At 70.1% G+C, this 26,614-nt stretch carries 20 protein-coding genes; 11 read left to right on the top strand and 9 right to left on the bottom strand.

Annotated elements, in window-relative coordinates; all coding sequences use genetic code 11:
- The first annotated feature begins 105 nt into the window (after positions 1 to 105).
- Positions 106 to 1,596, top strand: a complete 1,491-nt coding sequence (locus BG418_RS35170; RefSeq protein ID WP_188278112.1) for a M28 family peptidase — start codon at positions 106 to 108, stop codon at positions 1,594 to 1,596.
- Positions 1,597 to 1,657: 61 nt separating this feature from the next.
- Here the strand turns inward: BG418_RS35170 and BG418_RS35165 are convergent, their stop codons facing one another.
- Both BG418_RS35165 and BG418_RS35160 read right to left on the bottom strand, forming a co-directional pair.
- Positions 1,658 to 4,990, bottom strand: coding sequence for a S8 family serine peptidase (locus tag BG418_RS35165; RefSeq protein WP_188278111.1), 3,333 nt, complete (start codon positions 4,988 to 4,990; stop codon positions 1,658 to 1,660).
- 157 nt (positions 4,991 to 5,147) lie between these two features.
- Positions 5,148 to 5,690 carry a CGNR zinc finger domain-containing protein gene (locus tag BG418_RS35160; protein ID WP_188278110.1) on the bottom strand — a complete coding sequence of 181 codons (543 nt, stop codon included), beginning with the start codon at positions 5,688 to 5,690 and terminating at the stop codon, positions 5,148 to 5,150.
- Positions 5,691 to 5,843: 153 nt separating this feature from the next.
- Between BG418_RS35160 and BG418_RS35155 the strand changes: the two genes are divergently transcribed.
- The 3 genes from BG418_RS35155 to BG418_RS35145 all read left to right on the top strand — a co-directional run bounded on the left by BG418_RS35155 (position 5,844) and on the right by BG418_RS35145 (position 8,534).
- The gene (locus BG418_RS35155; protein WP_188278109.1) at positions 5,844 to 6,299 is read left to right on the top strand and encodes a VOC family protein; all 456 of its coding nucleotides are present in this window, start codon (positions 5,844 to 5,846) and stop codon (positions 6,297 to 6,299) included.
- 44 nt (positions 6,300 to 6,343) lie between these two features.
- Positions 6,344 to 7,225 (top strand): pyridoxamine 5'-phosphate oxidase family protein, encoded by an 882-nt coding sequence (locus tag BG418_RS35150; protein WP_188278108.1) that lies wholly within the window; start codon positions 6,344 to 6,346, stop codon positions 7,223 to 7,225.
- Between the two features lie 121 nt (positions 7,226 to 7,346).
- Complete coding sequence (locus BG418_RS35145; RefSeq protein ID WP_188278107.1) at positions 7,347 to 8,534, top strand: serine hydrolase; 1,188 nt, start codon at positions 7,347 to 7,349, stop codon at positions 8,532 to 8,534.
- A gap of 19 nt (positions 8,535 to 8,553) precedes the next feature.
- Here BG418_RS35145 and BG418_RS35140 read toward each other — a convergent pair whose 3' ends face one another.
- The gene (locus BG418_RS35140) at positions 8,554 to 9,621 is read right to left on the bottom strand and encodes a hypothetical protein (protein ID WP_188278106.1); all 1,068 of its coding nucleotides are present in this window, start codon (positions 9,619 to 9,621) and stop codon (positions 8,554 to 8,556) included.
- A gap of 136 nt (positions 9,622 to 9,757) precedes the next feature.
- Positions 9,758 to 12,337, bottom strand: a complete 2,580-nt coding sequence (pepN, locus tag BG418_RS35135; protein ID WP_188278105.1) for an aminopeptidase N — start codon at positions 12,335 to 12,337, stop codon at positions 9,758 to 9,760.
- Between the two features lie 172 nt (positions 12,338 to 12,509).
- Here pepN and BG418_RS35130 point away from each other — a divergent pair, with 172 nt between their 5' ends.
- Positions 12,510 to 13,172, top strand: coding sequence for a DsbA family protein (locus BG418_RS35130; protein WP_188278104.1), 663 nt, complete (start codon positions 12,510 to 12,512; stop codon positions 13,170 to 13,172).
- A 240-nt stretch (positions 13,173 to 13,412) separates the two neighbouring features.
- Here the strand turns inward: BG418_RS35130 and BG418_RS35125 are convergent, their stop codons facing one another.
- The 3 genes from BG418_RS35125 to BG418_RS35115 all read right to left on the bottom strand — a co-directional run bounded on the left by BG418_RS35125 (position 13,413) and on the right by BG418_RS35115 (position 17,241).
- Positions 13,413 to 14,051 carry a superoxide dismutase gene (locus BG418_RS35125; protein ID WP_188278103.1) on the bottom strand — a complete coding sequence of 213 codons (639 nt, stop codon included), beginning with the start codon at positions 14,049 to 14,051 and terminating at the stop codon, positions 13,413 to 13,415.
- A 156-nt stretch (positions 14,052 to 14,207) separates the two neighbouring features.
- Complete coding sequence (locus BG418_RS35120) at positions 14,208 to 15,614, bottom strand: amino acid permease (protein ID WP_188278102.1); 1,407 nt, start codon at positions 15,612 to 15,614, stop codon at positions 14,208 to 14,210.
- Positions 15,615 to 15,825: 211 nt separating this feature from the next.
- Entirely contained in the window at positions 15,826 to 17,241 is a 1,416-nt protein-coding gene (locus tag BG418_RS35115) for an amino acid permease (RefSeq protein WP_188278347.1), read from the bottom strand.
- Between the two features lie 281 nt (positions 17,242 to 17,522).
- On the opposite strand from BG418_RS35115, the gene BG418_RS35110 reads away from it, so the two are divergent.
- Positions 17,523 to 18,116: a biotin transporter BioY gene (locus BG418_RS35110; RefSeq protein WP_188278101.1), complete on the top strand. Its 594-nt coding sequence runs from the start codon at positions 17,523 to 17,525 to the stop codon at positions 18,114 to 18,116.
- Between the two features lie 61 nt (positions 18,117 to 18,177).
- Here BG418_RS35110 and BG418_RS35105 read toward each other — a convergent pair whose 3' ends face one another.
- Entirely contained in the window at positions 18,178 to 18,969 is a 792-nt protein-coding gene (locus BG418_RS35105) for a hypothetical protein (protein ID WP_317453865.1), read from the bottom strand.
- A gap of 199 nt (positions 18,970 to 19,168) precedes the next feature.
- Here BG418_RS35105 and BG418_RS35100 point away from each other — a divergent pair, with 199 nt between their 5' ends.
- Positions 19,169 to 20,995 (top strand): serine/threonine-protein kinase, encoded by a 1,827-nt coding sequence (locus BG418_RS35100; RefSeq protein WP_188278100.1) that lies wholly within the window; start codon positions 19,169 to 19,171, stop codon positions 20,993 to 20,995.
- Here the strand turns inward: BG418_RS35100 and BG418_RS35095 are convergent.
- Positions 20,959 to 22,464 (bottom strand): amino acid permease, encoded by a 1,506-nt coding sequence (locus BG418_RS35095; protein ID WP_188278099.1) that lies wholly within the window; start codon positions 22,462 to 22,464, stop codon positions 20,959 to 20,961. The genes BG418_RS35100 and BG418_RS35095 overlap by 37 nt on opposite strands.
- A gap of 204 nt (positions 22,465 to 22,668) precedes the next feature.
- On the opposite strand from BG418_RS35095, the gene BG418_RS35090 reads away from it, so the two are divergent.
- The 4 genes from BG418_RS35090 to BG418_RS35075 all read left to right on the top strand — a co-directional run bounded on the left by BG418_RS35090 (position 22,669) and on the right by BG418_RS35075 (position 26,543).
- Positions 22,669 to 23,157 carry a ribose-5-phosphate isomerase gene (locus BG418_RS35090; protein WP_188278098.1) on the top strand — a complete coding sequence of 163 codons (489 nt, stop codon included), beginning with the start codon at positions 22,669 to 22,671 and terminating at the stop codon, positions 23,155 to 23,157.
- A 9-nt stretch (positions 23,158 to 23,166) separates the two neighbouring features.
- On the top strand, positions 23,167 to 23,979 hold the full coding sequence (locus tag BG418_RS35085; protein ID WP_188278097.1) for an Fpg/Nei family DNA glycosylase: 813 nt from the start codon (positions 23,167 to 23,169) through the stop codon (positions 23,977 to 23,979).
- A 115-nt stretch (positions 23,980 to 24,094) separates the two neighbouring features.
- Positions 24,095 to 25,246 (top strand): phage tail sheath subtilisin-like domain-containing protein, encoded by a 1,152-nt coding sequence (locus tag BG418_RS35080; protein WP_188278096.1) that lies wholly within the window; start codon positions 24,095 to 24,097, stop codon positions 25,244 to 25,246.
- A gap of 151 nt (positions 25,247 to 25,397) precedes the next feature.
- Complete coding sequence (locus BG418_RS35075; protein WP_188278095.1) at positions 25,398 to 26,543, top strand: PP2C family protein-serine/threonine phosphatase; 1,146 nt, start codon at positions 25,398 to 25,400, stop codon at positions 26,541 to 26,543.
- Positions 26,544 to 26,614 lie beyond the last annotated feature (71 nt).

Below are 26,614 nucleotides of genomic sequence, written 5' to 3'. Positions count from 1 at the left end.
GTTGCATCCGCCCCGAAATGCCCTGCGACGGACGATTCGCTGGTTACGGTCCTGCCGTACCGATCGATTACCGGTCATCACCCCCCGCATTCCGGAGGATCTTCCGTGCGCGCATCCCGTCGCAGCCGGGCCATAGCGGTCCTGGCCGCCGCCCCCGTACTTCTGACGGCCGCCACCCCGGCCGTCGCCCGTTCCCACGGCCATCCCGATCCGCACCGCCAGGCCGACCGCCTGGCGCGCAAGCTGGTCGCACAGGCGTCGGGGGAGAGCGCCTACCGCCATCTGGAGCAGTTCCAGAAGATCGCCGACGCCAACGGCGGCAACCGCGCGGCGGGCACGCCCGGCTACGACGCGTCGGCCGCGTACGTCTACGGCCGGCTGAAGAACGCCGGGTACGACGTGAAGTACCAGGACTTCGACATCTATGAGTCCAAGGCGCTGCGCGAGAAGCTGACCGTCGTCTCTCCCCAGCCGCGTGAGCTGAAGACCGCCGCCTTCAAGTTCAGCAAGGCGAGCCCGGCCGGTGGCCTCACCGCCCAGGTCAAGGCCGCCCGCGTGGACGCCACCCCCGGCTGCGAGCTCGACGACTACACGTCGGGCACCTTCACCGGCAAGATCGCCCTGGTCAAGCGCGGCAGCTGCACCTTCCAGCAGAAGGAGGCCGTCGCGGCGCAGGCGGGCGCCGCCGGGATCATCCTCTACAACCACTCCGGCACCGAGCCCGCCCACGGCTCGGTCGGCGAGCCCGGCAACGCGCACATCCCCGCCACCGGCATCTCGCTGGCCGACGGCGAGGCGCTGGCCGCACAGGTCGCCAAGGGCGAGGTCACCGTCACCCTGGACGTCGCCACCGAGGCGGTCGCGCACAAGACGCGCAATGTCATCGCCGAGACCAAGGGCGGCGACCCGGACAACGTCGTGGCCCTCGGCAGCCACCTCGACTCGGTCCCGGCGGGCCCCGGCATCAACGACAACGGCTCCGGCTCGGCCGGGCTCCTCGAAGTCGCCCTCAAGCTCGCCAAGGAGACCAAGCAGACCAAGAAGCACCCGAAGCCCACCGCCAACAAGGTGCGGTTCGCCTGGTGGTCGGCGGAGGAGCTGGGCCTGCTCGGCTCCGACCACTACGTGAAGTCGCTCACCGACGCACAGAAGCGGCAGATCAAGCTGTACCTCAACTTCGACATGATCGCCTCGCCGAACGCCGCCCAGCTCGTCTACGACGGCGACGACTCCGACAAGAAGGGCGCGGGCGCGGGCCCGGCGGGCTCGGCGCAGATCGAAAGCCTGATCAACGGCTACCTCGACAAGCGCCATGTCCAGCACGAGGGGTACGACTTCGACGGCCGCTCCGACTACGGCCCGTTCATCGAGGTCGGCATCCCGGCGGGCGGCACCTACACCGGCGCCGAGGAGATCAAGACGCCCGAGCAGGCGGCGAAGTGGGGCGGCAAGGCCGGTGAGGCCTTCGACCCCAACTACCACGCGGCCGGGGACACGTTGAAGAACATCGACCGCAAGTACTTCGACCTCAACATCGACGTGATCGCGCACGCGGTCGGCACGTACGCGCAGGACCTCAGCTCCCTGAAGAACTGAAGCAGTACGCGAACGGGCCCGGCGTTCACCGAACGCCGGGCCCTCACACATGCTCAGCCGGTTACGGCGTGACCTTCTCGATCACGACGCTGCCGGTGCCCGCGGCGGTGCCGCGCGCGTTGACCAGCTTGACCTCGCCGAAGAACTGACGGCCCTCGGGGGCCGCCCCGCCCACCAGCACCTGCGCGCCGACCGTCGCCGAGGCGCCGTTGGCGAGCTTGACGGGCGTGGTGCCGTCGACCTTGACGGTGCCGAGCGACGGAGCGAAGTACACATCGCGGTAGTTGTACGTCGTCGACCCGGACGGGACCGAGTAGCCGGCGACCTGGATGGTGTACGTGCCGGCGGCCGGCTTGGCGATGCTGACGTGCTCCTCGGAGGTGGAGCCCGCCGAGGTCGCGACCTGCACGCCGTCCTTGAGGACCGCGAGGTCGAGGTCGGCCCCGGTGTCCGAGGTGCCGCCGATGGCCACGTCCAGGCGCTCCACGCCCTCGCCGAGGGTCACCGTGGTGCTCTGGACGTCACCCTGCTTGATGGTCGGCTTGGCGACCTTCGCGGAGCCCAGCGAGCCGCCCTGGAGACGGCCGTCGAGGACGCCGAACCCGTTGGTGACCTTCCAGCTGACCGGCGCCGCGGTGCCGATCTTCGCCTCGGGCAGCGTCTGCACCGCCGGGGCGAACTCGGCGCCGAGCAGCGCGACATCGAGCTTGTACGGGTTGTCGAGGTACGGCGACGTACGGCGCGACTCGACCTCGATCTCCCAGACACCGGCCGTCGGGTTCGCGTACGAACGCAGGTCCGGGCGGCAGGTGTTGGCCGGGTTGTCGTAGTTCGGGTAGCAGTTGGGCGTCCCGGTGTCCTCGGCCGGCACCCCGTACGGGTCGAGCGCGATGAACCGGGTCTGGCTGCCCGAGCGCAGCGCGCCCATGGAGAGCTCAAGCGACTTGGCGCCCGCCGGGACGGTCACGAAGTACGACTTGGTGCTGTTGCGCTGCACCGAGGACGAGTCGGTGAACGCGTACGACGGCTTCGCCAGCGGCTTGGAGACGATCACCGTGGCGAGGATCTGCTGGTCGACGCCCTTGGTGGCCTTGTCGTCGACCTCCAGGATGGCGCTGTGCACGCCCGCCGACTTCGGCTGCGCCTGCACCTTGACGGTGACGGGCGTGGCCAGCGGCAGCGCGACCTCGCGGGAGCCGAGGACCTTGAACGTGCCGTCGTCGTTCTTGAACGACAGCTTGTGCTTGACGGCCTTGTCCGGGCCCGTGGTGCGGGTGATCGTGACGTCGTACGTCCGCTTCTCGCCGACCTTCAGGCCGCCCTCGCGGTCGTAGATGCCGGTGCCGAAGCCCGGCGTCTTCAGCGCGAAGTCGAGCGCGGTCTTCACCGGCGCCTTGACGGTGTACTCGTGGGCGAGCCCGCCGGAGTCCTTCGCGCCGTCCTTGATCATGCCCCAGGCGTCGACGATGTCGATCAGGCCCGCGCCCTCGGCGTAGGCCTGAACACCCTTGATGTGCTTGGCCGTCGAGGTCAGCGCGGTGCGCAGATCCGCCGGGGCCAGGTCGATGTGCTGCTGCTTGGCGGCCGAGAGCAGCAGGGCCGCCGCTCCCGTCGCCTGCGGCGAGGCCATCGAGGTGCCCTGGAGCATCGAGTAGCCGGCCGGCAGCGAGTAGCCCGACTCCTTGACCGGGGAGCCCGGCAGCCAGGTCTGGGTGGTGTTGATCGCGGCACCCGGCGCCGACAGGGTCGGCGTGAAGCCGCCGTCCTCACGCGGGCCGCGCGAGGAGAACGGCATCATGTCGTACTTCTTCGACACGGCCGAGCCGTAGTTGGACGCCCAGGTCTGCTGGGAGATGGTGGCGCCGACGGAGATGACGTGGTCCGCGAGGCCCGGGTCGCCGATCGTGTTCACACCGGGGCCCTCGTTGCCGGCCGAGATGACCAGCTGGACGCCGTAGGTGTCGATCAGGCGCTTGTAGAGCTCGGCGCGCGCGTTGTTGCCGTCGTTGAGCGCCGGCAGGCCGCCGATCGACATGTTGACGATGTCGACGTGGCGGTTGGTGACCAGGTCGATCATGCCCTCGGTCAGCGCGATGTTGGTGCAGCCGCCGGACCAGTTGCAGGCCCGCGAGGAGACGATCTTGGCGCCGGGGGCGGCGCCGTTCATCTTGCCGCCGAACAGCCCGTTGGCCGCGGTGATGCCCGCGACGTGGGTGCCGTGCTCGGACTCGATGACGCCGATGTTGACGTAGTCCGAGGTGTGCCCGGCCGCGTCGTACTTCACGTCCTTGCGGATCTCGACGGTGAACGGGATCCGCTTGCTGGCGCCCGTGACCGGGTCGGTCTTGTCCTCGCCGAAGTAGCCGACCTGGAAGCCGTCCTTGTACGGCTTCATCGGCTCGTCGTCGGTGAAGTCGCCGTTGTTGTTGAGGTCGACGCGCACGGTCCCGGCGACCGGGTCGTAGAGCACGCCCCAGCTGTCGGTGGTGTCGCCGTCCCGGTTCAGGTCGCCCTTGGCGTCGCCGCCCTTGGTGACCGCCTCCGAGAACATGCTGATCTCGTACGAGCCGGCCGGCGCCTTCCAGGTGCGGCCCGCGTAGGTGAACGTCGACCCGGAGACCGGGGTGTTCATCCGCCGCCAGGTGCCGTCGTTGTCGGCCACCGGGTCGGTCGAGGTGACCCAGTCGACGATCTTGCGCTCGCCGGTGGTGGTCTTCTGCAGCGCCGGGTGGCCCAGGTCCACGCCCGAGTCCAGGACGCCGATGGTGATGCCCCGGCCGTCCGCCTTGGGGTGCTGCTTGACGAAGTCGACCGCGCCCGTCTCGAAGGACGGGTTGTACGGGTTCTTCGCCGGGGTGTTCTTGCCCGGTGCGGGCTGCGCGGAGGCGCTGCGCAGGGACTTGGTGCCCTTGGGGTTGTCGCCGACCGGGGTCGGGTCGTCCAGCTGGATCTCCTGCTTGAGGTCGATCCCGTGGACGGAGGGCAGCTTCGCGGCCGCCTTCAGGGCGGAGTCCGCGCTGCCGGTGGGCAGGGTGGCCCGTACGTAACCCAGCTTGTCGTCGGTCTTGCCGACGGTGGCGCCGGAGACGGAGCCGAGCTGGTGGGTGACGGCGCCGGTGGCGCCGGGGGCGGTCGCCACCATGACGGTGACGCTCTTCTCGCCCTTGGCCTCGGCCTCGGCGAGGCGCTGCTGGCCGACCGCGCCGAGCTTGTCCGCGGGGGACTTGACGGGCGTGGACTTCACGGGGGCGGGCGTCGGGCCGTTCTGGCCCGAGGCGAAGACGGGCGCGGCGCCCGCGGCGACGAGCGCGGCCACCATGCCGGCCGCGGCCGCTATCTGGGCCGTACGTCTCGCGCCGGGTATGGCGCGCGGCGATTCGGAGGTCATCAGCATCCCTAATGGTCAGAAAGGGTCCGGAATACGGGGCCGGATGACCGCTGAGCATTTCGTATATGACAGGTCTTTGTGGAGAGTTGACCGTTGCCGGAATCGGACATGGCGGAATCCCGCCATACGCCATCGGGCGCAAGGCGGTGTCAATCAGGGCGAATCAGCTCTCGCGCGTACGGGCGTAGTGACGGGACGCCTTCGCGCGGTTGCCGCACGCGGCCATCGAGCACCAGCGGCGGGTGCCGTTGCGCGAGGTGTCGAAGAAGTGCAGGACGCACGCGTCGTGCGCGCACTTGCGGATGCGGTCGGGCGCGGTCCGCAGCAGATCGAGGTAGTCCCGCGCGGCCGTCCAGGCGGCCCCCCACGCCGGATCGGCGAACTCCGCGCGCTCTCCCGGGCCTTGTGGGGTGAGTGTGGCGCGAATGCGGCCGTGTTCCAGGATCTCGTCGACGAGCGCGAGCGCCGCCGGGTCGCCCGGGCTCGCCACGGCCCGCTCCAGCGCGTCCCGGGCCCGCAGCAGCGGCCCGAGCGTCGCCTCGTCGGCGGCGAACCGCCGATCCAGCCCGTTGGTGGCCAGCCAGATGGCGAGCCCTTCGGTGCCGGTGAGCAGGTCCTGGCGGACGCCCTCGCGGTTCCAGTGCGTGTTCACCAGGTCGAGGGAGACGGGCTCTCCGGTGAGCGGACGCGGGTCGGGCGCGGACATGTCCGGCTCCTCTCGTACGGCGGGTGTGGCGGGGCGGGTGGGGCGTGCCGTTCGGTCGCCACTAACCACTGAAGGTTACGTGACCGGTTGCGCGGTTCGCACCTAACCTCTAACATCACATTGACAGGTTAGAACGCCTCGGGAGGGAACGCCATGACGGCGACCAGTACGTTCCGCACCGCCCACGTCGGCCTCAATGTGACCGACCTCGACCGCTCGCTCGCCTTCTACCGCGACCTCCTCGCCTTCGAGCTGCTGCACGAGGGCAAGGAGGAGGGCCGCCGCTACGCGCTGCTCGGCCGGGAGAGGCAGCTGACCCTCACGCTCTGGCAGCAGGCCGAGGGCGACTACGCGCCGGGCCGCGCCGGGCTGCACCACCTCGCCTTCCGCGTCGACACCCTCGACGAGGTCAAGGCGTACGAGAGCGGACTGCTCGCGGCCGACGTGGAGTTCGTGTACGAGGGCGTCGTCGCCCACGGCGAGGGCTCGGCCTCCGGCGGCATCTTCTTCCGCGACCCCGACGGCATCCGCCTGGAGATCGCCGCGCCCACCGCGGGCGAGGGCGCCGAGGCGCCGGTGGCGACCGCTCCCACCTGCGGCTTCTTCTAATCGCCGACTGAATCACCGGCTCGACCGACGAAGGTGCGTACGCCGTGACGACACAGACCGCATTCCACCCCGGGGCCCGGGCCGTGCAGGACCGCCTCGGTGTCCGTGAGCTCGCCGACCACGTCGGCCGCTCCATAGGCCCCGGCATCCGCCCGGTCGCCGCCGCCTTCCTGGAGGTCCAGCCGATGCTGGTGCTCGGGGCGGCGGACCCGGCCGGCCGGATGTGGGCCTCGCTGCTCACCGGGGACCCCGGGTTCGCCCGGGCCACCGGGCCGCATCGGATCGCGGTCGCGGGCGGCCCGCGCGAGGGCGACCCCCTCGCCGGTGCGCTCGCGGGCGAGGACGTCCCCGTCGGCACGATCGCGCTCGACCCGCGCACCCGGCGCCGGATGCGGCTCAACGGCACGGCCCGCGCGACCCCGCGCGGCTTCGCCGTCGTGGCCGAGCAGGTCTTCTCCAACTGCCCGAAATACCTTCAGCACCGCGAGATCGAGGCGTACGACGAGAATCGGCCAGGTGTCGTCCGGAGCGGCATCCAACTCACTCCCGACCAACAGGAGTTCATCCGTACCGCCGACACCTTCTTCATCGCCACCACCGCCCCCGACGGCGTGGACGCCAGCCATCGGGGCGGCAACCCCGGCTTCGTACAGGCGACTTCACCCCACGCACTGGAGTGGCGCGACTTCCCCGGCAACAACATGTATATGACGCTCGGCAACCTGGAGGCCGACCCGCGCGCCGGGCTGCTGTTCGTCGACTGGACGCACGGCACCACGCTCCAGCTCTCCGGCACGGCGCACACCACCTACACGGCGGGTGAGCGGATCACCGGCTTCACCGTCGAGCACGTGGTGCAGTCGGACGGCGCCAGCCCGCTGCGCTGGTCGGCGCCCGGGTACTCGCCCGCCAACCCGCCGAACTGACCGGCCCCGAACGGCCGAAAGCCGCTCAACCGTCGAAGTCCCGGGCAACTCCCGCCCGACATCTGCGTCTCCCTCCACCGACGGCGCCCGATCATGGCGCCGCAGGTGGAGGGAGACGCAGATGTCGGTTCGTACGGGGCGACGGATCAGGACGGTCGTGCTGGGGGCGGTCGTGGCGACGGGGGTATCCACGACCGTCCTCATGGCGCCCGCCTCGGCCCACGAGGCGGGCGCCGCCTCGCACACGGCGACCCAGCAGGCGATGGACGCGGCCGTGCACGACGGCGTCCCCGGCGTCGTCGGGGTCGCGCAGCACGACGGCCGCACCTGGAGCGGTGACTCCGGCGTCGCGGACCTCACCACCGGCCGCGAGCGGCAGGCCCCGGACCGGTTCCGGGTCGGCTCGATCACCAAGACGTTCGTGGCCACCGTCATGCTCCAGCTGGAGGCCGAGGGCAAACTGAGCCTCGACGACACCGTCGACCACTGGCTGCCCGGCGTCGTCGAGGGCAACGGCCACGACGGCACGAAGATCACTTTGCGCCAACTGCTCAGCCACACCAGCGGCATCTTCAACTACACCGAGGACAAGGACTTCCAGACCAAGGTCTTCGGGCCGGAGTTCCTCAAGCACCGCTACGACACGTACGCGCCCCAGCAGCTCGTCGCCATCGCCATGGCCCACAAGCCGGACTTCGCGCCGGGCACCTCCTGGCACTACTCCAACACCAACTTCGTCCTGGCCGGAATGGTGATCCAGAAGGCGACCGGCCACTCCTACGCGAGCGAGATCGACCACCGGATCCTCGGCCCGCTGCACCTGCGGTCCACCACGCTGCCGGGTACGGACGCCCGGATGCCGAAGCCCAGCGGCCGCGCGTACTCCAAGCTGGCCCGGGAGACGACCGGCCCCACCTACGACGTCACCGAGCTCAACCCGTCCATCGCGAGCTCGGCCGGCGAGGTGATCTCGAACTCCGGCGATCTCAACCGCTTCTACCGGGCCCTGCTGACCGGAAAGCTGCTGCCGCAGCGCCAGTTGAAGGAGATGACGACCACCGTCCCGCTGGGCTCCGGGTCCGCCGACAGCGGTTACGGTCTGGGCCTGATGAGGAACAAGCTGCCCTGCGGCACCGAGGTCTGGGGCCATGACGGCGGGATCCACGGTTCGTCGTCGGTGGCCCTCACGACGAAGGACGGGCGCCACTCGCTGGCGTTCAACTTCAACGGCGACTGGTCCGGCGACTCCGTGGCGGTCGTGCTCGCCGAGTTCTGCGGCACCACACCGGCGGCCAAGACCGTCAAGTGACCCTGTGGTGCTCCCCTGTTCAGCGGGGGAGCACCACCACGTACGCGGCCGGTTCACGGTCCGCCGACGCCATCAGGGCGGTGCGGACCACCGTCGCCTGCTGCTCCATCGCGTCGCGCAGCTTGCGGGGCGTGATGTGGACGACGGTGATGCCGAGCCGCTCCAGCGTCTCGCGCTTCTGGGTGTACTCGCACCACAGCGCGTCGTCCTGGCCCCGGTCGTGGCGCGGCGCCCGGGTGTCGAGCTCCACCGCGACCGCCTGGTCCGGCCAGTAGGCGTCCACGCCGCCGATGTGCGGGCCGCCCGGCAGCCGCAGATCCACGTTCCACAGCGGGTCCGGCAGTCCGTGCACGCGCACCATCTCGTAGAGCCGGGCCTCGGCGATGGAACGGCCCTCCGCCAGCAGTGAGTCCACGGCGTCCACCACATGCGCCCGGCTCAGCAGGCGTGCCTGGGTCAACTCCCTTACGATCGCGGCCGGTTCGCAGTGCCCGCCCCGTACGGCCTCGGTGAGCAGCCTGCGTACGGCGTGCGCGTCGGTCAGCTGGGCGACCGCGTCCGCGAGCGCCCTCGGTACGGGCGCCACCGGCACCCCGGTGACGGGTTCGGCGAGCGGCATCACATGTGCCCGCACCAGGCGGACGCAGCCGGTTGAGCGCAGCCGCCGGGTGCGCGGGACCAGGATGTCGATCCGGTCGAGCGAGATCAGCGGGGGAGCGGAGGAGAACCCGTGCAGGGTCAGCGCCGCGAGCCCGGTGACGATGGCGTCGGGGGGCGCCGCGTGCGCCTTGCCCTGGGCCGGGACGGACCGGGCGCGCTCGGCGGGACGGCCCGCGTACAGCAGGGCCGCGTGCAGCCGCTCGTCGCTGGTCGGCGGTCCCGGGTGCAACACATAGACGCCGGGCAGCAGTTGCTGCCAGGGGCCGCCGGGGCGGCACTGGGCTGCGGCGCGGGAGGCCGAGACGCCGTGCGCCCGCAGCTGCGTCGAGGAGAGCACCCGGCGCTGGACGTCGGTGAGGTGGCTGAGGGGGCGGGGGGAGAGCGGGGAGGGGGTCTCGCCGCCGAAGGTCGGGGTGTTGTGGTTCATGCACCGGGGTTTCCCGCGCCCGGACCGCCCCTTAACCGCTGTTACAAGCCCGTCGACAATTCCGGACAACCCCGTCCTAAAGTACGGGCGTTCGAGTGCCGATCAGGGGGCCCGTCGCCGGGCCCCCTCACCGGTGTCAGAGCGCGGCGGCCGCCGCGTCGCAGTCCTGGCCGCGCAGGGTGCGGGCCAGGTCGTCACGGGCCTCGACGACCAGGCGGCGCAGCGCCGGGGCCGCGTCCTGGTGGCCGGCGAGCCATTCGTCCGTGGCGTCGAGAGTCGAGCTGTTGTCCTGAAGGCCCGGGAAGAGGCCCTTCACGATGTCCATGCCGATCTGGATGGAGCGCTCGGCCCAGACCCGCTCGATCACCTCGAAGTACTTCGCGGCGTACGGAGCGGTCAGCGGGCGCTGCGAGGGCTGGCCGAAGCCGGAGATGGTCGCCTCCACCAGCGCGTTGGAGAGCGCGTCGGACTCCACGACCTGCGCCCACGCCTGCGCCTTGACCGCCTCGGACGGCCGGGCCGCCAGGCAGCGGACCTGGTGGCGCTTGCCGGAGGCGGTGTCGTCGCGGGCGAGCTCGGCGGCGATCGCCTGCTCGTCGGCGCGGCCGTCGGCGGCCAGCGGCTCCAGGAACGTCCAGCGCAGCTCCTGGTCCACGTCGAGCCCGTCGATCTTCGCGGTGCCCGCGAGCAGCCCCTCCAGCAGCTGGAAGTGGGCGCCGTCGGTCGCCGTGGAGGCGAAGAACCGGGCCCAGGCCAGCTGGGACTCGCTGCCCGGCTCCGCGATCCGCAGCTCGCGCAGCGCGCCCTCGGCGAGCAGCCGCCCGCCCTGCTCGCGCCACTCGGGCGCCGCGTAGTACGTCTGCGCCGAGCGGGCCCAGGAGTGCAGCATCTGGAGCACGCCGATGTCGCTCTCGCGCCCGGAGTGGGCGAGCACCAGCTCGATGAAGTCCCGGGCGGGCATGAGCGCGTCCCGCGTCAGGTTCCACAGCGCCGACCAGCACAGGGCGCGCGCCAGCGGGTCGGTGATGTCGCCGAGGTTCGCGCGCAGCGTGGCGAGCGAGTCGGCGTCGAAGCGGATCTTGCAGTACGTGAGGTCGTCGTCGTTGACGAGGATCAGCTCGGGCCGCTCGGCCCCGGCCAGCTCCGCGACCACGGTGCGCGGGCCCTCCACGTCGACCTCGGCGCGCGCGTACCGGACGAGCGCGCCCGCCTCGGAGCGGTAGAGGCCGACGGCGACGCGGTGCGGGCGCAGCGTCGGGTAGCCCTCGGCGAACTCCTGGACCACGGCGAGCTCCGTGATCCGGTCACCGGCGTCGTAAGTGGCCACGGGCGTAAGGGAGTTGACCCCGGCGGTCTGCAGCCAGGACTGCGACCAGGTCGCCATGTCGCGGCCGGAGACCTCTTCGAGGACCGAGAGCAGATCGCCCAGGCGCGTGTTCCCGTACGCGTGGCGCTTGAAGTAGCGGCGGGCGCCCTCCAGGAACGCGTCCCGTCCCACGTACGCCACCAGCTGCTTGAGGACCGAGGCCCCCTTGGCGTACGTGATGCCGTCGAAGTTGAGCTTGGCGTCCTCCAGGTCACGGATGTCGGCCGTGACCGGGTGGGTGGACGGCAGCTGGTCGGCGCGGTACGCCCAGGACTTGCGGCCGTTGGCGAAGGTGATCCAGCCGTTGGTGAACCGCGTCGCCTCCACCTGCGAGAAGCTGCCCATGAAGTCGGCGAACGACTCCTTCAGCCACAGGTCGTCCCACCACTGCATGGTGACGAGGTCGCCGAACCACATGTGCGCCATCTCGTGCAGGATGACGTTGGCGCGCCGCTCGTAGGCGGCCTGCGTCACCTTGCCGCGGAAGATGAACTCCTCGCGGAAGGTCACCAGCCCCGGGTTCTCCATCGCCCCGAGGTTGTACTCCGGCACGAAGGCCTGGTCGTACTTGCCGAACGGGTACGGGTAGTCGAACTGGTCGTGGAAGAAGTCGAAGCCCTGCTTGGTGACGAGGAACACGTCGTCCGCGTCGAAGTGCCGGGCCAGACCCTTGCGGCACATGGCGCCGAGCGGGATCTCCAGCGTGGTCCCGTCGTCGAACGTACGGGTGTAGGTGTCGGTCACATAGTGGTACGGACCGGCCACGACACAGGTGATGTACGTGGAGATCGGCTTGGTCTCGGCGAACCGCCAGACCCCGTCCTCGCCCTGGGTGCCCTCGCCGTTGGACCACACGGTCCAGCCCTCGGGCGCCTGCGCCTCGAAGCGGTAGGGCGCCTTCAGATCAGGCTGCTCGAAGTTCGCGAACACCCGCCGGGAGTCGGCCGGCTCGTACTGGGTGTAGAGGTAGACCTCGCCGTCCTCCGGGTCGACGAAGCGGTGCATGCCTTCGCCGGTCCGGCTGTACGCGCAGTTCGCGTCCACGACCAGCACGTTCTCGGCGGCCAGCTCCGCCAGCGCGATCCGGGTGCCGTCGAAGACGGTGGCGGCGTCCAGCGGCTTGCCGTTGAGGGTGACGGAGTTCACCGACGGCGCGATCAGATCGGCGAACGACTCGGCACCCGGCCGCGCGCAGCGGAACCGGATCGTCGTCACCGAGCGGAAGGTCCTCGGCCCGTCCGGGGCGTCCCCGACCGCGGACCGCAGGTCGAGGGCGACGTCGTACCCGTCGACGGACAACAGCTCGGCCCGCTCACGGGCCTCGTCGCGGGACAGATTCTCACCGGGCACGGGCACTCCTTCGTGTCTCGTTCGAATGCGACGATCCTGCCACGTCCACCCACGGCGGGACACGTGGGAATGCGCCGGGCGCCCGCCGACGTTGCGACCCACGGGAAAGGGCACCGGCGTGCGCCGCCGGAACCCGTCCCACCGTTTCCAGCATCCCCGCACGAGGAGTGACATGTCCGAGACCGCGTCCCAGACCGGGAAGACCCCCGTCGACTTCTGGTTCGACCCGATGTGTCCGTGGGCCTGGATGACGTCCCGCTGGATGCTGGAGGTCGAGAAGGTCCGGGACGTCGAGGTCCGCTGGCATGTGATGAGCCTCGCCGTCCTCAACGAGAACAAGCTGGACGAGCTGCCCGAGAACTACCGCGAGTTCCTGACCACCAAGGCGTGGGGCCCGGTGCGTGTGGTGATCGCCGCGCAGGAGAAGTTCGGCTCCGAGGTCCTCGGCAAGCTGTACACGGCGCTCGGCACCCGCTTCCACAACCAGGCCCTTGGCTCCGGCCGCGAGGTCCTGGTCGCAGCCCTGGAAGAGGCCGGCCTCCCCGCCGAGCTCGCCGACTACGCGGACGCCGACCCCGACACCTTCGAGTTCGACGCCCAGCTGCGCGCCTCCCACAAGGAGGGCATAGACAAGGTCGGCCAGGACGTCGGCACCCCGGTCATCGCGGTCCCCGACGCCAACGGCGACCAGATCGCCTTCTTCGGCCCGGTGGTCACCCCGGCCCCGAAGGGCGAGGCAGCGGCCCGCCTGTGGGACGGCACGCTCCTGGTGGCATCGACCCCGGGCTTCTACGAGATCAAGCGCACGAGGACGCAGGGCCCGATCTTCGACTAGAGCGACCTAAAGGCCCCCGGGTGCCCTACAGCGGCTCCGCCGCACGGGCGCAACCAAGCAATCCCGGGTGCCCTACAGGGGCGCGGGGAACTGCGCGACCAGCCCAAGACGGCCCGCAGTCAAAGCACCACGTCCATGCGAACGGCCCCCCACGAGTCACGTCCTCGCAGGGGGCCATTCGTATATCCGCCCGCACGCGAAGGTTGAGAAGACGATCACGAGCAGGACGTAAAGGGGGGCCTACGGGGCGAGCAGCAAGCTCCCCGAAGCCTTCGCTGCGGCGTAACGCGCAGCCACGTCCTGCCAGTTCACGACCCGCCACATCGCCTCGATGAAATCGACCTTCTGATTCCGGTACTGAAGATAGAACGCGTGCTCCCACGCGTCGAAGACCAGAATCGGCGTCGACCCCTGCCCGACATTCCCCTGGTGGTCGTAGATCTGCTCCACGATCAGCCGCCCGCTGACCGGCTCGTACGCGAGGACACCCCACCCCGAACCCTGCGTCGTCGCCGACGCCTTGGTCAGCTGGGCCTTGAACTTGGCGAAGGAGCCGAAGGATTCGGCGATCGCGTCCGCCAGCTCGCCCACGCCGTCCTTGTCCAGCGGCTCGCCACCGCCGTCGCCGGTCATGTTGTGCCAGTAGATCGAGTGCAGGATGTGGCCGGAGAGGTGGAACGCGAGGTTCTTCTCCAGGCCGTTGACCGCCCCCCAGGCGTCCTTGTCGCGGGCCTCCGCGAGCTGCTCCAGGGTGTCGTTCGCGCCCTTCACATACGCCGCGTGGTGCTTGTCGTGGTGCAGCTCGATGATCTCCGGGCTGATGACGGGTTCGAGCGCGGCGTAGTCGTACGGAAGTTCAGGAAGCGTGTAAATGGCCATGTCCGAAGCCCCTCCGACTGCTTATTGCGACTGATGTGCAAGTGCAGGCTAACAGCAGGAATGATCAACCGCAGCCAGGGGTGACCTCAGCAAAAAGCCCTGCGTCCCGGGGTCTAGGACCACGGGATGCAGGGCTTCGTACAGCAGGGAGCGGGATCAGACCGCCGTCCGGGCCTCCGCCCGACGCTGGCGGATGTACCCGACGATCGCGAGCACGATCGTCAGTACACCCGTCGCCGTCAGCTGGTCACGCGTGTCGGACTGACGGGCCATCAGGACGAAGATCCCGGCCATCGCGAAGAGCGCCACCCAGGTCAGCCCCGGGTACAGCCACATCCGTACCACCAGCTTCTCCGGCGACTCCAGCTCGGTGCGCCGGCGCAGCAGCAGCTGGGAGACGGCGATGAAGATCCAGACGACCAGGATCACCGCGCCGATCATGTTCAGCAGCCACGGGAAGACGTCGTCCGGCCGCCAGTAGCTCAGCAGCACGCAGCCGAAGCCGAAGACCGAGGAGCACAGCACCCCGATGCGCGGCACGCCGCCGAAGGTCCGGCCGAGCGCCTTGGGGCCCTGGCCGCGGGCGACCAGCGAGTACGACATCCGGGAGGCGCCGTAGATGTTGGCGTTCATCGCGGAGAGCAGGGCGACCAGGACGACCACGTTCATGATCTGCCCGGCGCCGGAGATGCCCAGGTGGTCCAGGGCGGCCACGTACGGGCCCTTCGCGACGACGGCCTTGTCGTTCCACGGCACCAGCGTGACGATGACCGCCATCGAGCCGATGTAGAAGACCGCGATGCGCCACATCGCCGTACGGACCGCGCGGGCCACGCCCTGCACCGGGTGCTCGGACTCGGCGGCCGCGATGGTGACCGTCTCCAGACCGCCGTACGCGAAGACGGAGGCGAGCAGTCCGAGCACCAGGCCCTCGGAGCCGTTGGGCATGAAGCCGCCGACGCCCGTGAGGTTCGAGGTGCCGGGGGCGGGCGTGTCGGGCAGGACGCCGAGGATGGCGAGCAGGCCGAGGACGAGGAAGAGGGTGATGGCGGCGACCTTGAGCGCCGCGAACCAGAACTCGAACTCGCCGAAGTTCTTCACGGCCGCGAGGTTGGTGGCCGTGAACACCAGCATGAACAGCGCGACCCAGGCCCACTCGGGCGTACCGGGCAGCCATACGGTCACGATCTTCGCGGCGCCGATGCCCTCCAGACCGACCGCCACACAGAGCAGCACCCAGAACGACCAGCCGGCGGTGAAGCCGGCCCACGGGCCGATCGCCCGCTCGGCGTGGACGGAGAAGGAACCGGAGGCGGGGTTGGCCGCCGACATCTCGCCCAGCATGCGCATCACGAGCATGACGAGCGCGCCGGATATGCCGTAGGCGAGGACGATCGAGGGCCCGGCCGCGGCGATACCGGCGCCGGAGCCGACGAAGAGCCCGGCGCCGATGACGCCGCCGAGCGCGATCATCGAGAGATGGCGCTGCTTGAGTCCGTGGGTGAGTGGGGAGTCGACCTTCGGCTTCGCGTCGGTCGTCGCGGGCGCGTTTGTCCGGGACATGGGCAGGACCTGTTCAGTAGCCGAGACGGGGAGAGGGAGCCACAGTCTGTTGGTGGCACCGCTCAGAGGGAACACCCGACCGCTATCCGGACACTCGACTCACACAGCGTGAATATTTACGCACATGTTGCACACGGAATGAACACTTCCATACTCGTGGGTCACGCCAAACCCACTCGTAACAACAGGTTCAAGCCTAGAGGCAACGCATTCAGGCCTCGACATCGGTCGGCCGCGCCCGTCGCTCCCGTACGAACGCCACCGCGAGCACCGCCGCCGTCGCGCCCGTCGACCAGAGCAGCTGAGGACGCGCGTTGTCGTCCAACAGCATGAGGACGAGGACGGCCGCCATCGCGGCCAGGGCCGCCCAGGTCAGCCACGGGAACGCCCACATCTTCAGCGTCAGCTTCTCCGGGGCCTCGCGCTCGATCCGGCGGCGCAGCCGCAGCTGCGAGACGGCGATCAGACCCCATACGAAGAGCAGCACCGCACCCACCGCGTTGAGCATGTAGAGGAAGACGGAGTCGGGCCACTTCAGATTGAGCAGTACGGAGAGGAACCCGAAGGCCACCGACGCGAGCACCGCACGCCTCGGCACCCCGCCGCCCGACACCTTCAGCAGCCCCTTCGGCGCCTCGTCGCGCTCGGCGAGGGAGAAGATCATCCGGGAGGAGCCGTAGAGGTTGGCGTTCAGCGCCGAGAGCAGCGCCACGAACACCACCACGTTCATGATCTGCCCGGCCCCGCTGACCCCGATCGAGTCGAGCACGGCGACGTAAGGGCTGTGGCCCGGCTGCATCGACGTCCACGGGAGCAGGGTGACGATGATGAGCATCGAGCCCACGTAGAAGAAGAGGATGCGCCACACCGCGCTGCGCACCGCGCGGCCGACCGCGCGCACCGGGTCGGCGGACTCGGCGGCCGCGATGGTGACGACCTCCAGACCGCCGAAGGCGAAGATCACGGCGAGGACGCCGGAGACGACGCCGTCCCAGCCGTTGGGCAGGAAGCCGCCCTGCCCGGTGAGGTTGGTGAACCCGACGGGCTCGGTGTCCGGCAGCACGCCGAAGACGGCCAGCAGGCCGAGCACCAGGAACAGCACGATGGCGCCGACCTTGAGCGTGGCGAACCAGAACTCGAACTCGCCGAAGTTCTTCACGGCCGCCAGGTTGGCGCCGGTGAACACCACCATGAAGAGGAGCACCCAGGCCCACTGCGGCATCCCCGGCACCCAGCCGTTGGCGATCTGCGCCGCGCCGGTCGCCTCCACGGCGAGGACGACCACGAGCAGGAACCAGTACAGCCAGCCGACGCTGAACCCGGCCCACCGTCCAAGGGCCCGCTCGGCGTGCACGGAGAACGACCCCGACGCGGGCATCGCCGACGACATCTCGCCGAGCATCCGCATCACCAGCATCGCGATGGCGCCCGCGATCAGATACGAGACCACGATCCCCGGCCCCGCGACCGCGATGCCCGCACCCGACCCCACGAAGAGCCCGGCGCCGATCACCCCGCCGAGTCCCAGCATGGTGAGATGACGCTGCTTCAGACCGTGGGACAGGGGCTCGGCCTCGCCAGTGGTGTCGGCGGCGGTGGCCCCGGCGGTGGTCTTGCCGTCGTGCATGGCGCTCGTCACTCTCGGATCACTCGCTGATCGTTTATGGGGAGTCCACAGTCTCCCCGAGCGCGCCCCCAGACCGCAAAACGGGGCCTTCTCTCCATCGCCGCAGTGACCAGCGTCACGCGGACGGACGGAAGACCTCCGCCCTTTGTGCGATCCCCACGAACCTGCCAACGGCCGCTTTGTCGGCCACTGATGGTGATCGAGCGAGATTCCCTCGGTTAACGTCACGGTGTCCCCTGCACGTATCGCCCTGCCCGTCCCCGATCCCGCGGAGTCCCACGATGGCCACGACCACTGTCACTGCCCCTGCCGCACCCCGCACCGGACAGGTCCTCGCCGACCTGGTGCCCGGCGCCCGCACCCGGGACATCGCCCTGGTGCTCGGCGGCGCGGCGCTCACCGGCGTGGCCGCCCAGATCGCCGTACCGGTCCCGGGCTCCCCGGTCCCGGTCACCGGCCAGACCTTCGCGGCGCTGCTGGTCGGCACCTCGCTCGGCGCCCGCCGCGGCTTCCTCTCGCTCGGTCTGTACGCGCTGATCGGCATGGCGGGGATGCCCTGGTTCGCGGACGGCGCCTCGGGCGCGGGCGGCGCGACCTTCGGCTACGTCCTCGGCATGCTGCTCGCCTCGACGGTCGTGGGCGCGCTGGCCCGCCGGGGCGGCGACCGCTCGGTGCTGCGGACGGCGGGCACGATGGTGCTGGGCTCCGCGATCATCTACGCGGTCGGTGTCCCGTACCTGGCCGCCTCGACCGGCATGTCCCTGAACCAGGCGGTCGCGCTCGGCCTCACGCCGTTCCTGTTCGGGGACGCGCTGAAGGCGGCGCTGGCGATGGGCGCGCTGCCGACGGCGTGGAAGTTCGTGGGCCGCAAGTAGCGGCAGCGGCAAACGAGAAGGGGCCGGGCGCGATGAACGCGCCCGGCCCCTTCCCTGTTTTTCAGTGTGTCCGACGACGTTGCTGATGGCGGGTGTTGGCCCACCAGACGCCGGTGGTGCCGACGAAGAGGAGCAGTCCGCCGGCCGCGAGGAGCGGCAGCACACCGTCGTTCACGCCGGTCTTGGGCAGCTGGGCGGGCGGGGTGGGAGCGGGGCTGGTCGGGGTCGGGGTGGCCGGGGTAGAGGGGCTGGGCGAGGCGCTGGGCGGGGCGGCCGGGACGTTGTCGGTGCCGAGCAGCAACGGGGTGTCAGGGGCGTTGGGCGTCGGCTTGGTCGTCCCGAACGGGACCGGCCCCTGTTGCCACAGCAGTTTGTCGCCGGTGCCCTCGGTCACCGGAAGGCAGATCTTTCCGGTCGCCTTCAGGTCGTAAGTGGCGGAAACGGTGTACGACTTGTCCTTTCCGGCCGCCAGATTGTCGATGACACAGGCGAATCCGGTGTTGACCCCTTTCGGCAACTTCTCCTGGGGAACCGGTACGCACCCCTGCACACCGGTGATCCGCATTCCGTCCAGACCGAGCACGCTCAAGGTGATCTGCCCGGTGTCCTTGGTCCCCTTGTTGATGACTTTCGCCGTGAGTGTGGTGTCGCCGGAGGAGTTGGAGACCTTGATCTCCTTCGGCAGTTCGGTGCCGATCTTGACGTCCGCCGGGGCGCTGGGCCCGGGGGAACCGCCCTGGCCGCTCCCGGGGGTGGGGTCGTCGGCGAAGGCGGCGGAGCCGAGTGGCAGTACCAGCAGGGCGGCGAAGAGGCCGACGGCGGCGAGAGCCGTCCGGTGTTTCTTCTGTTCCACGGACCGTACCAATTGATCCGAACGATCCGAACGGTCCACACGTGTCGAATGTGTCGAACGCATTTCTCATCCCCCTCACCCGAGTTGGGCGCTTGCAGTGCTGAGAAGGGTCCCACAAGATTTCGCGGAATTATGCTGTGATGGTGGCAAGTTCGTGTTTCTGTCCTGGTCACACCAGGTACTGAGGGGGCGGGCGGTAATGCCGGGAATTCGCGGGCTTTTGGTTGCGGGGCGATATCGGCTGGACGTCACGATCGGCCAGGGGGGAATGGGGCGGGTGTGGCGGGCGGCCGACGAAATACTCGACCGTACGGTCGCGGTGAAAGAGATGCGCATGGACGATCTCGACGTCGAGGACAGCCGGATCCGCCGCGAACGCACCCTGCGCGAGGCCCGCGCCACGGCCCGGATCGACCATCCCAATGTGGTGCGCGTGTACGACGTGGTGGAGGAGTCGGACCGGCTGTGGATCGTGATGGAGCTGGTCGAGTCCCGCTCGCTGGAGCAACTCCTGGTCCAGGACGGCCCGGTGACCCCTCGGGAGGCGGCGCGAATCGGCCTGGGCCTGGTGGAAGCACTACGTGAGGTCCACGCGGTAGGAGTCCTGCACCGCGACATCAAACCGGGAAACGTCCTTCTCAGCCGGACGGGCAGGGTGGTCCTGACCGACTTCGGCATCGCCGCGATCCAGGACGCGACGGCGCTGACGGTGGTGGGGATGCTGGTCGGCTCGCCCGACTACATGGCCCCCGAACGCGTGGGCGGCAAGCCGCAGGGCCCGGCGTCGGACCTGTGGTCACTGGGGGCGACGCTGTGCGCGGCGGTGGGCGGCCAGTCCCCGTTCGCCCGCGAGACGACCCTGGCGACGCTGCACGCGGTCCTGTACGAGGAGCCCCAACTCCCGCCGACGGCAGGCCCCCTGGCCCCGACGCTGGCGTCCCTCCTGGTCAAGGACCCGGAGACCCGACCGACCCTGGACGCCCTGTCGGCCCTACTGCTCCCGCTAGCGGCCCCACCAACGGTCCTGGCCCACCCCCCGACGGTGGCGGTCCACCAGACGGCCCCGGAGGCGCCGGAGGGGGTGAGGGAGCGACCGGTGGAGGAGGAGCCGACGGGGGACCCGGGGCGGAGCCCCGAGGACCGGGTACCAGGGCCCGAGGCCCCAGCGTCCCCACGGGGTCCGGGGCGGAGCCCCGAAGGGGGTGCAGGGGGCGAAGCCCCCGCGTGGGGGCCCGGGGGCGTAGCCCCCGGTAGCTCCCCTCACCCCCAAGCCTCCACCCCGGGGCCCGCACCCGAGACTCCCGCACGGGGTCCGGGGCGGAGCCCCGAAGGGGGTGCAGGGGCCGCAGCCCCCGGAAACCAACCTCCACCCGCACCCGAGGCTCCGCCTCACCCCACCCCCCGGCCGCCCGCCCAGGGCTTTCGGGAAGGGGCGGGGTGGGGAAACCGCCGCCGCGCCGCCATCGGCGCCGCACTAGCCCTGGCCGCAGCCACAGCAGTAGTCATCGTGCTCAGCACCACGAACAACTCCCACACCCCCGCAACAACCACCGGCACCCCCACCGTCGCCGGAACATCCCGCCCGCCCAGCACACCCCCACCCGGCACCATCGGCGAAACGGGCTTCGCGTGGGCACCCCCCAAGGGCTGGACGCGCACCGCGAAGAGCCCGTCCAACATCCACTACCACGCCCCCGGCGGAAAACAGGAGATCGCCGCCTCGTACGCACTCGCACGCGGCGGCGATCTCATGACCCAGTGGCAGGAGGCCGAACAGGGCTCCCACGACGTCCCGGGCTATCGCAACATCAGGCTGGAGCGGACCACCTTCAACGGCCGCCCGGCCATCGCCTGGGACTACTACTTCACACAGAACGGCGACCCGTGGAAGGCCCGCCAGATGGGCTTCGACGAGGGCGGCAAGTCGTACCAGGTCAACATCTGGTACGAGGCCGCCACGACCGCCGAGGCCGACGACGCCCTGCGCACCTACTCGGCGGTGACCTCGTCGTTCACGCCACTCTGAACAACGGCGGCTTCAGCAGCCACGGAACCCCGCTGCATGAAGTCCCGTACGAACGCGATCGCGATCACGACCGCGGCCACCAGCAGCGAAAGGAGCACCTGCTTGCGCCCGGCGTCGTCGGTGAGCATGTAGACGAGCACGAAGGAGATCATCGCGATCGTCAACCAGGTCAGATACGGGAAGAACCACATCTTGACCGTCAGCTTCTCCGGCGTCTCGCGCAGGATGATCCCGCGCATCCGCAGCTGCGTGAAGCAGATGACCAGCCACACGAACAGCGCGACCGCGCCGGACGAGTTGAGCAGGAAGTCGAAGACGGTGTCGGGCCACTTGTAGTTGAAGAAGACCGCGACGAAGCCGAAGAGGACCGAGCAGAGGATGGCCGCCTGCGGCACGCCCCGCTTGTTCGTCTTGGCGAAGGCGCGCGGCGCGTCACCGCGCTGGCCGAGCGAGAAGGCCATACGGGAGGCGGTGTACAGGCCGGAGTTGAGGCAGGAAAGGACCGCCGTCAGCACGATCACGTTCATGATCTGGCCGGCGTGCGGGATGCCGATCGAGTTCAGCGCGGCCACGTACGAGCCGTCCTTGACGATCGCCGGGTCGTTCCACTTCAGGAGGGTGAGGACGATGAAGATCGAGCCCAGGTAGAAGACGCCGATCCGCCAGATCACGCTGTTGGTGGCCTTGGTGACGGCACGGCGCGGGTCCTCGGACTCGCCGGCGGCCAGCGTGACGATCTCGCTGCCCATGAAGGAGAAGACGACCATCAGCACACCGGTGAGAATCGCTCCGGCGCCCTTCGGCATGAATCCGCCCGCATCGGTGAGATGCGCGAACCCGTCACCGGGGTTGTTGGACCCGGGAAGTATCCCGAAGACGGCCAGCAGGCCGATGACGACAAAGGCGCCGATGGCGACGACCTTGATCCCGGCGAACCAGAACTCGAACTCTCCGTACGAGGAGACCGACACCAGGTTGGTGGCCGTCAGCACGATCATCACGATCAGCGCCCAGCCCCACTGCGGGACCGCCCCGACCCAGCCGTGCAGGATCTTCGCGCCGGCGGTCGCCTCGACGGCGAGCACCACGACCCAGAAGAACCAGTACAGCCAGCCGATGGAGAACCCGGCCCAGCGGCCGAGCGCGCGGTCGGCGTAGGCCGAGAAGGAGCCGGAGGTCGGCCGGGCGGCGGCCATCTCGCCGAGCATGCGCATCACGAAGACGACCATCAGGCCGACGAGCGCGTACGAGAGCAGGATGGCGGGACCGGCCGCGGCGATGCCGGAGCTGGAGCCGACGAACAGGCCCGCTCCGATGACACCGCCGATGGCGATCATCGAGAGGTGACGGTTCTTGAGACCGGCCTGGAGGCCGTTGGAGCCGTGCGGGGCGCCGACGACGGGGGAGTCGGACGTTCCGGGATCGCCCGGTCGGCCTTCTTCCTTCGCAAGGGAGGGTTGCGAGGTCATGGACGAATCCTTAGGTCTAAGGGTCGCTCGGGTTACGAACCAACGCATTGAAGCCCGGTACTCCCAGGTACGGAAGTCCTGACTCCGAATCGTGATGAGGGGAACAAGGCCCCGACCAGGCAGGAGCAAGGTCATCCGAGGCCGGGACTTACGTCCTCACCCCGATGACTGCTGCCCGCCGGATCGCATGCCACACTCGGAGTCATGCGCGTGTACCTCGGCTCAGACCATGCCGGATATGACCTGAAGAACCACCTCGTCGAGTGGCTCAAGGCCCACGGCCACGAGGTCGTCGACTGCGGTCCCCACATCTACGACGCCCAGGACGACTACCCGCCGTTCTGCCTGCGCGCCGCCGAGAAGACGGCCGCGGACCCGGACGCGCTGGGCATCGTGATCGGCGGCTCCGGCAACGGCGAGCAGATCGCCGCGAACAAGGTGAAGGGCGTCCGGGCGGCGCTGGCCTGGAGCGAGCAGACCGCCGCGCTCGGCCGTGAGCACAACAACGCCAACGTGATCTCCATCGGCGGCCGGATGCACACGCAGGAGGAGGCGACCAAGTTCGTCGAGGTGTTCCTGAACACCCCGTACTCGAACGAGGAGCGCCACACCCGCCGTATCGAGATGCTCGCCGAGTACGAGACCACTGGCGCGCTCCCGCCCATCCCCGCTCACCACCCGCAGCAGGGCTGACCTGGCGTTATGCCCGAGGGGCACACGATTCACCGGCTGGCCGCCGACCACGATCAGTGGTTCGGCGGCCGTGTCGTGCGCGCGTCGAGCCCGCAGGGCAAGTTCTCGGACGGCGCTGCGCTGGTCAGCGGCCAGGTCCTCGACCTGGCCGAGGCCCACGGCAAGCACCTCTTCCTGGGCTTCGGCCCGGTCGGCTGGATCCATATCCATCTGGGTCTGTTCGGCAAGTACGCGCTCGGCGGCGCCCCCGTCCCGCCGCCCACGGAGACCGTCCGCCTGCGTCTGCTCGGCGAGGACGGCTACGCGGATCTGCGCGGCCCGACGACCTGCGCGCTGATCACCGACGCCGAGAAGCGCGCGATACACGACCGCCTGGGACCCGACCCGCTGCGGCCCGCCGACGACGGCGAGAAGGCGTGGGCGCGGATCTCGCGCAGCCGCACGACGATCGCGGCGCTGCTGATGGACCAGAAGATCATCGCGGGTGTCGGCAATGTGTACCGGGCCGAGGTCCTGTTCCGGCACGGCATCGACCCGTACCGCCTGGGCAAGGACCTCACCCGCTCCGAGTGGGACGCGATCTGGGCGGACCTGGTGCTGCTGATGCGCGAGGGCGTCCGCGTCAACCGCATCGACACCGTCCGCCCCGAGCATCTGCCCGAGGCGATGGGCCGCCCGCCCAGGGTCGACGACCACGGCGGCGAGGTGTACGTGTACCGCCGCGCCACCATGCCGTGCCACATCTGCGGTACCGAGATCCGCACGGCGGACCTGTCGGCCCGGAACCTGTTCTGGTGCCCGACCTGCCAGCGGACCGGCTGAGCGCACACCACCCGTACAGGTGGAATAGGCCCGCGTCGAGGGCCGCCCGGACGCGTAGGGGCTGCGGGGCGATCCTCCCCGGACCAGAGTCGGACTCCCGAACGAAGGAGTCGTCATGCCCACGCCACCCCCCGGGAGTGCCGCCCCCGGCGTGTACGTCGACGAGGTGTACAGCGGGCTGCGTCCGATCGAGGCCGTCGGCACCTCCACGCCCGCCTTCCTCGCCTGGAGCGGCAGCAAGCACAACGTCACCGGCCCCGAACTGGTCTGCGGCTGGGCCGAGTTCGAGGAGTCGTGGGACGTCCAGGGCGTGCTCGCCGCGATCAAGGACAAGCGGGAGAGCGAGCACGGCAGGCTGGCCGACTATCTGCTGATGGCGGAGGCCGTGTACGGGTTCTTCGCCAACGGGGGCCAGTCCTGTTACGTCGTCCCCGTCGCCCTGGGCGAGGACGGCTACGCCAAGGCGCTCAAGGACCTGGAGTCGATCCAGGACGTCTCGATGGTCGCCGCGCCCACGCTGGGCTCACCGGGCGACACCGAGGTGATGCGGCTGATGGCCGACCACTGCGAGCGGATGGGCAACCGGGTGGCGATCCTGGGCGTCCCGCCGGAGGCGGATCCGCTGAGGCTGGGCATCGAGAGTTCGTACGCGGCCGCCTACCACCCCTGGGTGCGGGTCCCCGGCCTCGACGGGCGCCCCCGTGACGTGTCGCCGGTCGGGCACATCGCCGGGGTCTGGACGCGTACGGACGGCGAACGGGGCGTGCACAAGGCCCCGGCGGACATGTCCCTGGAGGGGGTGCGCGAACCGGCCCGGGCGCTCGACGACAAGGAGTCGGCGGGGCTGGTCGAGGCGGGCGTCAACCTCGTGCGGGACTTCCCCGGAAAGGGTCCGACGGTGTGGGGAGCACGCACGCTCTCGAACGCGGCCGACGGGAAGTACCTCAACGTGCGGCGCGTCACCTGCTTCCTGAACGAGTCGATCAGGCGGGGCACCGACTGGGCCGTGTACGAGCCCAACGACCACAAGCTGTGGGCCGCGCTCCGGCACTCCGTGACGAGCTTCCTCGACGAGCAGTGGCGCCGGGGAGTGCTGGTGGGCGCCTCGCCGCAGGAGGCGTTCCAGGTGATCTGCGACGAGAGCAACAACGATCAGCGCGCGCCCATCGGCCGGGGCGCGGTGCGCGTGGACATCTCGGTGGCCCCGGCGCGCCCGGCGGAGTTCGTTCACTTCAGGATCACGCAACTCGCCGGTCAGTCACGGTAGTCGACGGGCCCGGGGCGTTGGCCTGGACGTACACCCTCTGTCATATGCCATGACTACCAGCGAGTAGGTCATCGGGCCGAGCCGATTTCGAACGGGATGGCCAAGGGGTCCCCCTGCGCACGGCGCCATCGGCTGGATAGGGTCACCGGCAATGGCACGTCGCGCGGGAGCGGATTCGTACAGTGCCCGGTGGCGGAAGTCCGCGCACCGGGCACGTATTGCGCTGCGCAAGTCCGGGGTGGACTACTTCCGGGGCGACGGCTCGGACTGGATCGCGCTCGCGGGCCTGCTCCTGACCGTCCCGGCGATCGCCCTCGCGACGCTCGCCTCGCCGGTCTGGTGCGCGCCGGGGGCCCTTGCCCTGCCGATCGTCGCGGGCGGCGTCCTGCTGCGGCCCGCGAGCCTGCTCGGGCTGTACGCGGCCGCCGCGATCGCCCTGATCGTCGAGTCGATCCAGCTCGGCCCGTACACCGAGGGCCCCGCGCGCGTGACGCCCGGCACGGTCCTGGTGGTCGCCGCGTGCGGGCTCTTCGGGCTGCTGATCGCCCAGTTCCGGGCCCGCGTCGGGGTGCCCTGGCGGCGCGGCGGCACCATGCTCTTCGACCTGCGCGAACGCATCCGGGTGCAGTCCGCGCTGCCCCGGCTGCCCAGGGGCTGGCACCGCGAGATGGCGCTGCGCCCGGCCGGCGGCCAGTCCTTCTCCGGCGACTTCGTCGTCGCGGCCCGCACCAACGGCAGCCGCACCCTTGAAATCGTCCTCACCGACGTCTCCGGCAAGGGCATGGACGCGGGCTCGCGCGCCCTGCTCCTGTCCGGCGCCTTCGGCGGCCTCCTCGGCTCGCTCCCGCCGCACGGCTTCCTGCCCGCCGCCAACGGCTATCTGCTCCGCCAGGACTGGGACGAGGGCTTCGCGACCTCGATCCACCTCGTCCTCGACCTGGAGTCCGGCGACTACGAGCTGCTGTCCGCCGGGCACCTCCCCGCCCTCCACCTCCAGGCGGGCTCCGGCCGCTGGCAGGAGGTGTCGGGCGAGGGACCGCTGCTCGGGGTGTACGACGGCGCCGAGTTCCACCCGGTCAAGGGCTCGCTCGGCCCCGGCGACGTCCTGATGCTGTTCACGGACGGCCTCGTCGAGACGGCCGAACGCGACATCGCCGAGGGCATCGACCGCCTCACCGGCGAGGCCGACCGCTATGTCACCAGCGGCTTCGACGGCGCCGCCTGGCACCTGATCGAGGCCGTCGCCAAGGACGTCAACGACGACCGCGCGCTCCTGCTGATCCGGCGCGAGGCGTGACCACCTTCTGAAGACCAGGGGTGGGGATTTCCCCACCCCGGTTCCGCCAGCAGCCGCCATGGCCCCCGACC

Source organism: Streptomyces sp. CBMA152 (genome assembly GCF_014596475.1).
Classification (GTDB): Bacteria; Actinomycetota; Actinomycetes; order Streptomycetales; family Streptomycetaceae; genus Streptomyces.
The sequence above is the reverse complement of the archived record's forward strand: the minus strand, read 5'-3'. Positions and strand labels throughout refer to the sequence as shown.